Origin of the sequence: Erwinia tasmaniensis Et1/99 (assembly GCF_000026185.1) — a bacterium.
Taxonomy (GTDB): domain Bacteria; phylum Pseudomonadota; class Gammaproteobacteria; order Enterobacterales; family Enterobacteriaceae; genus Erwinia; species Erwinia tasmaniensis.
Map to the genome: position 1 here is coordinate 337230 of NC_010694.1, position 11478 is coordinate 348707.

Genomic DNA, 11478 nt, shown 5'->3' on the forward strand with positions numbered 1-11478 from the left:
AAGGAGCGGTGGGCCGTTGCCCGCGCTCCTTTTTTATGTTGTCGAGGAATGCGCCGAGTTTATGAAGCCGATGTTCAGCAGGAAATCTTCCCTGCAGTTACGCTTAATTTTAGCGATTATTGTGGCAATAGGCGTAATTGTTGCCGACAGTCGCCTGGGAGCCTTCTCCCGTATCCGCACCTATATGGACACGGCCGTCAGTCCGTTCTATTTCCTGGCCAACGGCCCCCGTCAGATTTTGGACAATGTTTCTGAAACATTGGCCTCGCGCCAGCAGCTCGAGTTGGAAAACAAAGCGTTACAACGCGAACTGATGCTAAAGAACAGCGAATTGCTGATGCTGGGACAGTTCAGGCAGGAGAATGCTCGCCTGAGAGAATTGCTGGGATCACCGCTGCGTCAGGACGAGCATAAAATGGTGACGCAGGTGATCTCCACCGGCACCGATCCTTACACCGACCAGGTGGTGATCGACAAAGGTAGCATCAGTGGCGTGTATGAAGGGCAGCCGGTGATCAGCGATAAAGGCGTTGTCGGCCAGGTGATCGCGGTGGGTAAAATTACCAGCCGCGTACTGCTGATTTGCGACGCGTCGCACGCGCTGCCTATCCAGGTACTGCGTAACGATATTCGTGTGATAGCCGCCGGAAATGGCTGTACCGAAGATCTGCAGCTTGAACACCTGCCGGCCAACACCGATATTCGCGTTGGCGATGTGTTGGTGACATCCGGTCTCGGCGGGCGTTTCCCTGAAGGCTACCCCGTTGGCGTTGTCTCCTCGGTAAAACTGGATACCCAGCGCGCCTATACCGTGATTAAGGCGCGTCCAACGGCGGGTCTGCAACGTCTGCGCTATCTGCTGCTGCTGTGGGGGGCCGATCGTAACGGCACCATGCCAATGGCCCCGGATGAGGTGCATCGCGTAGCCAATGAGCGTTTGATGCAGATGATGCCGCAGGTGCTGCCACAGACCAGCGAAATGGCAGGCCCCCCGGCCCCATCGGTACCCGCGGCCACCCCCTCCGGTAATGACCCCGTGCCAGCGGTGCAGGGAGCCCGGCCTTGAGCAGCTACCGCAGCCACGGCCGTTGGGTGATATGGCTTTCTTTCCTCGTCGCGCTAATGCTGCAAATCATGCCGTGGCCGGAGCAGCTGCTATACTTCCGGCCATCGTGGTTATTGTTGATCATCATTTACTGGGTGCTGGCGCTGCCGCATCGGGTGAATGTCGGTACGGGATTTGTGATGGGATCTATCATGGATCTTATTTCAGGTTCGACCCTCGGCGTGCGTGCGCTGGCTTTGAGTCTTGTTGCCTACCTGGTCGCCTTTAAATTCCAGCTATTCCGCAATCTCGCACTCTGGCAGCAGGCGCTGATGGTGACGGTGTTGTCGCTGACGATGGATATCATCGTCTTCTGGTCAGAATTTATTGTGGTTAATGTCTCTTTCCGCCCGGAAATATTCTGGAGTAGCGTTATCGACGGTGTTCTCTGGCCGTGGCTATTCCTGCTGATGAGAAAGATCCGCCGCCAGTTTGCCGTACAATAAAGGACTTATATGCTATCCCTGTATCTGGCTTCCGCTTCTCCGCGCCGCCGTGAGTTGCTGGCCCAACTGGGCCTGTCATTCGAACGCCTGACTTTGGATGTTGCAGAGCAACGGAACGAAGGTGAAACGGCAGAACACTATGTTAAGCGCCTGGCGCGGGATAAAGCGCAGGCTGGCGTGGCCGTTGCCCCGTGCGATCTGCCGGTACTGGGTGCGGATACGATCGTTGTGCTTAATCATGACGTGTTGGAAAAACCTGCTGATGCCGTGGCGGCCGCCACCATGCTGGCCAAACTCTCCGGGCAGACCCATCATGTTATGACGGCGGTAGCGCTGGCCGATCGCCAACAGATACGTGATTGTCTGGTGGTGACCGAGGTGACCTTCCGCCAGCTTACGCCTGAAGATATCGAACAGTATATCGCCAGCGGAGAGCCGATGGACAAAGCCGGGAGTTACGGCATTCAGGGGCTGGGCGGCAATTTTGTCAGAAAAATCAATGGAAGTTACCACGCGGTGGTTGGGTTGCCCTTAGTGGAAACGGCGGAGCTGTGGCGTCATTTCCAGGCGTTGCGTGAAGTGAGAGGTTGAAATGACAGCGGAACTACTGGTCAATATTACTCCGTCCGAAACGCGTGTTGCCTATATAGACGGCGGCATCCTGCAGGAAATCCATATTGAACGCGAAGCGCGTCGCGGTATCGTTGGCAACATTTACAAGGGACGCGTCAGCCGTGTTTTACCCGGGATGCAGGCGGCATTTGTCGATATTGGTCTGGAAAAAGCGGCGTTTCTGCATGCTTCCGATATTATGCCGCACACCGAGTGCGTGGCCGGTGACGAAAAGAAAAACTTCATCGTGCGTGATATATCCGAGCTGGTGCGCCAGGGGCAGGATCTGATGGTGCAGGTGGTGAAAGATCCGCTGGGCACCAAAGGCGCACGTCTTACGACCGACATTACCTTACCGTCACGCTATCTGGTCTTTATGCCGGGTGCCTCACACGTTGGCGTATCGCAGCGTATTGAGAGCGAAGCGGAACGTAACCGCCTGAAAGCCGTGGTAGCGGCCTACTGTGATGAGCTGGGCGGCTACATTATTCGCACCGCCGCCGAAGGCGTGGGTGAAGACGAGTTGGCCTCCGACGCTGCGTTCCTGAAACGTCTGTGGACCAAGGTCATTGAACGTAAAAAACGCAATAAGACGCGCTGTCGCCTGTATGGCGAGGTTGCGCTGTCGCAACGCATTCTGCGTGATTTTGCCGGGGCCGCGTTGGATCGCATTCGTATCGATTCCCGGCTAAGCTTCGAGCATCTGCTGGAGTTCACCGGTGAATACATTCCGGAAATGACGGCGAAGTTGGAGCTGTACACCGGCAAACAGCCGATATTTGACCTGTTTGATGTCGAAAATGAAATTCAGCGATCGCTCGATCGTAAAGTTGAGCTGAAGTCCGGCGGCTACCTGATTATCGATCAGACGGAAGCGATGACAACGGTTGACATTAATACCGGGGCGTTTGTCGGGCATCGCAATCTGGAAGAAACTATTTTCAATACCAATATTGAAGCAACGCAGGCGATTGCCCGTCAGCTGCGCTTGCGCAATCTGGGGGGCATTATCATTATCGATTTTATCGATATGAATAATGAAGACCATCGCCGCCGCGTGCTGCACTCGCTTGAACAGGCGCTAAGCAAAGACCGGGTGAAGACCGGCGTTAACGGCTTCTCGCAGCTGGGGCTGGTTGAGATGACGCGCAAGCGTACGCGCGAAAGTATTGAGCACGTGCTTTGCCAGGATTGCCGGGTATGCAAAGGGCGCGGCACGTTGAAAACCGTTGAAACGGTATGCTACGAAATTATGCGTGAGATCGTGCGAGTGCATCATGCCTATGACTCCGACCGTTTCCTGGTCTACGCCTCGCCGTCAGTGGGAGAGGCGCTGAAAAGCGACGAATCACACGCGCTGGCCGAAGTGGAAATCTTCGTCGGTAAACAGGTTAAAGTCCAGGTTGAACCGCTCTATACTCAGGAGCAATTTGACGTGGTGATGATGTAAATCTGTCGCCGGTGGCCTTTGACGGTGGCCGGCCGCAAGCGCGTTTTCGTAGCGGACAAGGAGAGGTGAGTGAGGCAACTGCCGAGGATTTTGTTACTGGCCTGTGCAACATTAGTGGTTGTTATTGCGCTAGTGGTCAGTGGCCTGCGCCTGCTGATGCCGCATATGGACAGCTGGCGTGCGCCGATCCTTGAGCGTGTCTCTGCGACCACGGGTGTGAAGGTGCAGGCCAGTGCGTTACAGGGAAGCTGGGAAAACTTTGGCCCGCGCCTTGAGATTGGCAATATTGAGGCCGATCTTCCTGACGGCGGGAAGCTGGAGATCCAGCGCGTTACGCTGGCCCTGGATATCTGGCAGTCATTACTTCATCTGCGTTGGCAATTCCGCGATCTCACCTTCTGGCAATTACGCCTTTCGACCAATACCGCGCTGTCTTTTGGCGACGGCGGTAAGTCAAATCTCACTACCAAAAGCCTGGACGATCTCTTCCTGCGCCAGTTTGACCATTTTGACCTGCGTGATAGTGAAGTCAGCTTTTTGACGCTTTCGGGCCAGCGTGCCAAATTGGCGATCCCACAGCTGACCTGGATGAATGAAAAGGCTCGCCATCGTGCCGAAGGGCTGGTCAGCCTTTCCAGTATCACCGGGCAGCACGGCGTGGTACAGGTGCGGCTCGATCTGAGCGACAGCAATGGCTATCTCGACACCGGGCGCGTATGGATGCAGGCCGATGACGTAGACGTTAAACCCTGGCTCGGACAGTGGATGCGTGACAATACTAGCCTGGAAAGCGCACGTTTCAGCCTTGCCGCCTGGATGGAGGTCAAAAACGGTAACGTTCATGCCGGGGATGTCTGGCTGAAAAAGGGCGGCGCCAACTGGCAGGGTGATGCGCGGTCACATCATCTTAGCGTTGATAATCTCACTGCTCATATCAGCCGCTTCAAGGGTGGCTGGGATCTGAATGTGCCACAGACCCGGTTTATACTGGACGATCGGCCCTGGCCCCAGGGACAGCTCTCATTGCTGTGGCTGCCAGAGAATGACCAGCTGCCCGCAACGGAGGCGCAACAAGAGCTCCGGATACGTGCTAACCATCTCGATTTGCAACATCTTGAACCGCTGATCCCGCTGTTTGCCAGACTATCGCCGGAGATGCTGGAAAACTGGCGTACGCTACAGCCGCGCGGCCAGGTGAGCGCGCTGGCGGTAGATATTCCGCTGCAACAGCCGGAGTTGACGCGCTTTCAGGCCAAATGGCACGATTTAAGCTGGCGGCAGTGGCAGCTACTGCCCGGCATGGAAAACCTGGATGGCACCCTGGCCGGAGGCGTGGCCGACGGGCGCATCACCTTTGATCTTCAGAAAGCGTCGCTGCCTTATGGAGATATGTTCCGCGCGCCGCTGGAAATCAAACGGGCCAGTGGCGCACTGCGCTGGCAGTATGGACAGGATGGACTGACGCTCTCCGGTCGACAGCTGGATATTCAGGCGCGCTCTCTTTGGGCGCGCGGCGATTTTCGCTATCAGCAGCAGAAGGATAGCGCCCCGCACCTCGCCATTCTCGGCGGCATCAATCTGACCAACGCGGGTGACGCCTGGCGCTATTTCCCCGAACCGCTGATGGGCAAATCCCTTACCGACTACCTCAGCGGGGCGATTAAAGGGGGCGAGGTGAAGAACGCTACGCTGCTCTTTTCCGGCAATCCCCATCAGTTCCCGTTTACCCAGCACGAAGGGATGTTCGAGGTGGCGGTACCGCTGCGTAAGGCGACCTTTGCGTTTCAGCCCGGATGGCCAGCGCTGGAAAACCTGGATATCGACCTCGATTTTGCCAACAACGGGCTGTGGATGCAGGCGCCGGACGTGAAGCTGGGTGAGGTTGACGGACGCAATATTTCGGCAGTCATTCCGGATTATATGCAGCAGAAGCTGATTATTAACGGCGATATTAAGGGTGAAGGCCCGCAGATCCGCGACTATTTTAACCACTCGCCGCTGAAATCCTCGCTGGGTGCCGCGCTGGATGAGCTACAGATTGGTGGAGATGTAAGTGGTCGCTTACATCTTGATATACCGCTGGACGGGCAGGAGGTTCGGGCCACGGGGGATGTAAATCTGAAGCAAAATTCGCTGTTGATTAAGCCGCTTGAAACGCGCTTCGAGCAGCTTAGCGGGCGTTTTGTTTATGATAACGGCAATCTGAAAAGCGATGCCATGAGCGCCCGCTGGTTCGGGCAGCCGCTTGGCGTACGCTTTACAACCCAGGAAGGCGATAAAGATTACCGCATTGGCGTGGATCTTAATGCGGACTGGCAGCCGGGCAAGATGAAGTCCTTACCGCCCGCGGTACTCCAGCAGCTGAGCGGCAATCTGCCGTGGCGCGGTAAGGTACAGATTGCCTTGCCGCACCGGGGGGGAGCCAACTACCAGATCGATATCGACGGCGATCTGAAGGATGTAAGTAGTCACTTACCTTCTCCTCTTGAGAAAGCATCGGGCAGTACGCTACCGGTAAAACTGGCGGCTAAAGGTGACCTGAAAAGTTTTGAGCTGAGCGGTGCGCTTGGCGACAGACAGCGTTTTAACAGTCGCTGGCTGCTGGGTAACCCGCTGCGGGTAGAGCGCGGCATCTGGGAAAACGATACGCAACGCATCCCTGCGCTGCCGGACGGCCGCGGCATGATGTTAAATCTGCCGGCGCTGGACGGCGAAGCCTGGCTGGGGCTGTTAGGGGCCGGCATGGGTACTGGCGGTAAAGCCGACCGGACGCTGCTTCCGGGGGATATTCACCTGCATACCCCGGCCCTGTCGCTGGCGGGCCAGCAGTGGCGGGATCTTACCGCCACGCTGCGCCAGGGGACGACGGGTGAAATGACGGTGGATGCCAACGGCAAGGATATCAAAGGCTCGTTGGCTATCAGGCAGGGTGCCCCGTGGGCGGTTAACCTGAAATACCTCTATTATAATCCGCAGTGGAGCAGCAAAGAGAGCGCTTCTCCGCTGCCCGACCACGCCAACACGGTGAACTTCAGCAGTTGGCCAGCGTTGCGCCTTAGCTGCGATGAGTGCTGGCTGCGTGGGCAGAATTTTGGCCGCATCCAGGCTGAACTGACCCCGTCCGGCGATACGCTGAAATTGCAAAATGGGCTGATAGACAGCGGGAACGCTCGGCTTACGGCCAGCGGTGAGTGGGTAAACCGTACCGGTGGGCAGCGCACATCGCTAAAAGGCTCACTGAGCGGCAGGAAAATCGATCGGGCGACCAGCTGGTTTGGCATGACTTCGCCGCTGCGCGACTCGCCGTTTGATTTTGAATACGATCTGCACTGGCGCTCAACGCCGTGGCAGCCGTCCATTGAGACCTTGAGCGGCGTGCTGAAATCGCATCTCGGCGCGGGTCAGATTGCCGACGTGTCCACCGGACGGGCCGGACAGCTGCTGCGGCTGGTCAGCTTTGACGCCCTGCTGCGCAAGCTGCGCCTCGACTTCAGCGATACCTTCAGCCAGGGTTTCTACTTTGATGCGGTTAATGCCACGGCCTGGATTGAGAATGGCGTGATGCATACCGATAATCTGCTGGTAGACGGTCTGGAGGCGGATATTGCGATAAATGGTGATGTCGACCTGGTGCGGAGTCAAATCAACCTACAGGCCACGGTGGCTCCGGAAATTTCAGCATCGGTGGGCGTTGCTACGGCATTCGTGGTGAACCCGGTGATCGGTGCTGCCGTATTCGCCGCCAGCAAGGTGCTTGGGCCATTGTGGAATAAGATTTCCGTCTTGCGCTATCACATCAGTGGCCCCATCGATAAACCGCAAATTGACGAAGTGATGCGTAAACCGCGTGAGGACAGCGGGAAGTGAATTTGACGTAGCTGGGGAATTGCCTCAGGCTACCCCCGTTGCCATTAATCCAAACCCAGTTAAGTGATGAAGCCAGCAGCAATGACAGGCTTATCCATATAAAGCGAGAGTTCATGAGTCTGAATCTGGTAAGTGAGCAGTTACTAACTGCAAACAATGTGAGTCAAAGCGACCTCTTTTCCATTCTCGGCCAGCTGTCTGAACGCAAGCTGGATTACGCCGACCTCTATTTCCAGTCCAGCTTTCATGAGTCATGGGTGCTGGAAGACAGGATTATCAAAGACGGTTCTTACAATATTGACCAGGGCGTGGGCGTTCGTGCCATCAGTGGCGAAAAAACCGGTTTTGCTTATGCCGATCAGATCACGCTAAATGCGCTGCACCAGAGCGCAACGGCGGCGCGCAGCATCGTACGTGAGCAGGGCAATGGCCAGTCACGTACCCTGGGGGCCGTAGCCCATCGAGCACTGTATCCGGCGCTCGATCCGTTACAGAGCCTGACGCGCGAAGAGAAAATTGCGCTCCTGCACCGCGTCGACAGCGCCGCACGCGCCGCAGATAAACGCGTGCAGGAGGTTTCTGCCAGCCTGACCGGCGTCTATGAGCAGGTGCTGGTTGCCGCCACCGACGGCACGCTGGCTGCCGACGTGCGCCCTCTGGTACGCCTTTCGGTAAGTGTTCAGGTAGAAGAAAACGGCAAGCGTGAGCGCGGCTCCAGCGGCGGCGGCGGGCGCTTTGGCTATGAGTTTTTCCTCGCCAATGAGGCGGGTGAAGTACGTGCGGAGGCCTGGGCGCGTGAAGCGGTGCGCATGGCGCTGGTTAATCTGGACGCGGTGGCGGCCCCGGCGGGCACGATCCCCGTTGTGCTGGGTGCGGGCTGGCCGGGCGTGCTGCTGCACGAAGCGGTCGGTCACGGCCTGGAGGGCGACTTTAATCGTCGCGGCACCTCGATGTTCAGTGGGCAGATGGGCCAGCGGGTGGCTTCTGAACTCTGTACCGTGGTGGATGATGGCACCATTGATGGCCTGCGCGGGTCGCTTGCCATCGACGATGAGGGCGTGCCGGGCCAGTATAACGTACTGATTGAAAATGGCATTTTGAAAGGCTACATGCAGGATAAGCTCAACGCGCGGCTGATGGGCGTTGCGCCAACCGGCAACGGTCGCCGCGAGTCTTACGCGCATTTGCCGATGCCACGTATGACTAACACCTATATGCTGGCGGGTCAGTCCACGCCGCAGGAGATCATCGAAAGCGTGGAGTACGGCCTGTACGCGCCTAACTTTGGCGGCGGTCAGGTGGATATTACCTCCGGTAAATTTGTCTTCTCTACTTCAGAAGCCTATCTGATTGAAAACGGCAAGGTGACCAGGCCGGTGAAAGGGGCAACGCTCATCGGGTCGGGTATTGAGGCGATGCAGCAAATTTCGATGGTGGGTAATGACCTTGCGCTGGATAAAGGCGTTGGCGTGTGCGGCAAAGAGGGGCAGAGCCTGCCTGTCGGCGTGGGGCAGCCTACTCTGAAGCTCGACAGGCTGACCGTGGGCGGTACGGCTTAACTATCGAGTGATGCTCCTGTTGAGGGGCTTGCGGTCATGGGCGGATGCAGACAGCGTCTGCCCAGGCCGTTATCCGCATGTCTTCCCTCGTTAACCCTTGCGAAATTCGCGGTAGATGTCCGCCACCCTGTTGAAATAGTCGGTCAGGTAATTGATACACACCTGAACCCTCAGCGGCAGCCTGTCTTTTTGGCTATGGAGCGCATAGACCGGGCGTGGTACCGACTGGTAATGCGCAAACAGGATCTCCACCTCTCCGGCGTTAATTTCATCGATTATCCACATCAGCGGCACGTAGGCGATACCGGTTCCGGCCTTGAGCCAGCGGATAAGCGTCTGCGCATCATTGGTAGCAAATCGTCCCTGTGGCGACAGGCGGATGGCGGTGCCTTCGGGCGAGATCAGCTCAAAATCGTTGTCCGGCCGTACGCTGTATTCCAGCCAGGAGTGATTGCCGATATCCGACGGTTTTTCCGGCGTGCCGAACTGCACCAGATAGTGCTTTGCTGCACAGACAACCATCGGCATTACTCCCAGGCGTCTGGAGTACAGGCTGGAATCCTGTAAATCCCCGACGCGGATGACTAAATCCAGCCCGTCAGCGATCAGGTCCGGTGCCGGGATGCCGGTCACCAGGTTGACCTTCAGGCCTGGATACTGCTGCAAAATCTCTTTGGCCATGGGAGCCAGCAGATTTTGCGACATGGTTGACGAGCTGCCAATGCGCAGCGTGCCAACGGGCGTATTGTTAAAGGCCCACAGCTGTTCATGCACCTGCTGCGCCTCCGCCATCATGCGGCGGCAGCCCTGAAAGTAGATTTTACCGGCTTCGGTCAGCCCGAGATTGCGGGTGCTGCGGTTAAGCAGTTTCACCTGCAGCTCATTTTCCAGCCTTGCGACGATTTGACTGACCGCCGATACGCTCAGCTGCATCTGCTGTGCCGCCGCGGTGAATGAGCCCAGTTCGACCACTTTGGTAAAAACGGACATCCCCTTGAGTCTTTCCATTATTCACTCTGGCTTAAAAGTGATTTAGATCACATTTGGTAGATAACTTATAGTCAACCGCGTTACTATAGCAGAAACGGGTTACCATCATGTTGTCCCACTTCGGTTCTATACTGGTTTCGGCTTAAGCTATCATTAAAAAGCCGCGCTCCCGATCGGCATCTGAATCATGTTCCGTCGATCGCTTATCGTTATCAGCAGGCGCACTACCCTGAACCAGGAGAGGAGCCAGTGACGAGAATCAGACGGCCCGGTAGCGTGTTTACAAGGATATAAGATGAGTGTACTTCCGGTTGTTGTCGTCTTTGGGATGTCATTCCCCCCCATTTTTATTGAAATTATTGTGTCACTGATGCTGTTCTGGCTGATACGGCGTGCGATAACGCCAACCGGACTTTATGACCTGGTCTGGCATCCGGCCCTGTTCAATACCGCGCTTTACTGCTGTCTGTTCTACGTTGTATCCCGATTGTTCGTCTGAGGTCATAGTGAAAACGCTAACAAGAAAAATTTCCCGTACTGTCATTACTTTGCTGCTGGTGATTATCGCGATCGTGTTGATCTTCCGCATCTGGGTGTTTTACACCGAATCCCCGTGGACGCGTGATGCCAAATTTACCGCCGATGTGGTCGCGATTGCCCCCGATGTCAGCGGCCTGATTTCCGAAGTGCGCGTGCGCGACAACCAGCTGGTGCAGAAAGATCAGGTGCTGTTTACCATCGACCCGCCGCGCTATCAGAAAGCACTGGATGAGGCACAGGCCGATGTGGCCTATTACCAGGCGGTAATGGGCGAGAAACGCCGCGAGGCGGCCCGCCGCAATCAGCTTGGGGTCTCTGCCATGTCGCGTGAGGCTATCGAGCAGGCCAATAACGACTACCAAACCACGGAGCACCAGCTGGCCAAAGCCGTGGCTTCACGCGATCTGGCTCAGCTGGATCTGGAACGCACCGTGGTTAAAGCGCCGTCAGCAGGTTGGGTTACCAATCTGAATGTCTATACCGGCGAATTTATTACCCGCGGGTCAACGTCGGTGGCGCTGGTAAAACAGAATTCATTTTACGTGCTGGCCTATCTGGAAGAAACCAAGCTGGAGGGGATCCGTCCTGGCTATCGCGTCGAGATTACCCCATTGGGCAGCAATCAGGTGCTGCGCGGTTCAGTTGACAGCATTGCCGCCGGAGTCACCAACAGCAGCAGTACCGTTGACAGCAAAGGTATGGCGACCATTGATTCGAATCTGGAGTGGGTACGGCTGGCGCAACGCGTGCCGGTTCGCATTCATCTCGACAGCCAGCCGGGCAATCAGTATCCCTCGGGAACCACGGCAACCGTGGTAGTGACCGGTGCCCAGGATCGCAAGGATAACGATATGCCGCCGCTGATGAAGCTGATACATCGTCTGCGTGAGTTTGGTTGAGGCGGGGGAG

General features: G+C 56.6%; 9 protein-coding genes. 8 read left to right on the top strand and 1 reads right to left on the bottom strand.

The window, feature by feature from the left end; genetic code table 11:
• Positions 1 to 61 precede the first annotated feature (61 nt).
• From mreC to tldD, 6 genes are all read left to right on the top strand, one after another.
• Positions 62 to 1066, top strand: coding sequence for a rod shape-determining protein MreC (gene mreC / locus ETA_RS02540; protein WP_012440049.1), 1005 nt, complete (start codon positions 62 to 64; stop codon positions 1064 to 1066).
• Complete coding sequence (gene mreD / locus ETA_RS02545; RefSeq protein ID WP_012440050.1) at positions 1063 to 1551, top strand: rod shape-determining protein MreD; 489 nt, start codon at positions 1063 to 1065, stop codon at positions 1549 to 1551. The genes mreC and mreD overlap by 4 nt, the downstream gene beginning before the upstream one ends.
• A gap of 9 nt (positions 1552 to 1560) precedes the next feature.
• Positions 1561 to 2142 carry a Maf family protein gene (locus tag ETA_RS02550; protein WP_012440051.1) on the top strand — a complete coding sequence of 194 codons (582 nt, stop codon included), beginning with the start codon at positions 1561 to 1563 and terminating at the stop codon, positions 2140 to 2142.
• Between the two features lies 1 nt (position 2143).
• Complete coding sequence (gene rng / locus ETA_RS02555) at positions 2144 to 3613, top strand: ribonuclease G (RefSeq protein ID WP_012440052.1); 1470 nt, start codon at positions 2144 to 2146, stop codon at positions 3611 to 3613.
• Between the two features lie 69 nt (positions 3614 to 3682).
• Positions 3683 to 7480, top strand: coding sequence for an AsmA2 domain-containing protein YhdP (gene yhdP / locus ETA_RS02560; RefSeq protein ID WP_012440053.1), 3798 nt, complete (start codon positions 3683 to 3685; stop codon positions 7478 to 7480).
• 113 nt (positions 7481 to 7593) lie between these two features.
• Positions 7594 to 9039: a metalloprotease TldD gene (tldD, locus tag ETA_RS02565; protein ID WP_012440054.1), complete on the top strand. Its 1446-nt coding sequence runs from the start codon at positions 7594 to 7596 to the stop codon at positions 9037 to 9039.
• Between the two features lie 90 nt (positions 9040 to 9129).
• On the opposite strand, the gene aaeR is transcribed toward tldD, so the two are convergent.
• Positions 9130 to 10047 carry an HTH-type transcriptional activator AaeR gene (gene aaeR, locus ETA_RS02570; RefSeq protein ID WP_012440055.1) on the bottom strand — a complete coding sequence of 306 codons (918 nt, stop codon included), beginning with the start codon at positions 10045 to 10047 and terminating at the stop codon, positions 9130 to 9132.
• A 277-nt stretch (positions 10048 to 10324) separates the two neighbouring features.
• Between aaeR and aaeX the strand changes: the two genes are divergently transcribed.
• Complete coding sequence (gene aaeX / locus ETA_RS02575) at positions 10325 to 10528, top strand: p-hydroxybenzoic acid efflux pump operon protein AaeX (RefSeq protein ID WP_012440056.1); 204 nt, start codon at positions 10325 to 10327, stop codon at positions 10526 to 10528.
• Between the two features lie 7 nt (positions 10529 to 10535).
• Positions 10536 to 11468, top strand: coding sequence for a p-hydroxybenzoic acid efflux pump subunit AaeA (gene aaeA, locus ETA_RS02580; protein WP_012440057.1), 933 nt, complete (start codon positions 10536 to 10538; stop codon positions 11466 to 11468).
• Positions 11469 to 11478 lie beyond the last annotated feature (10 nt).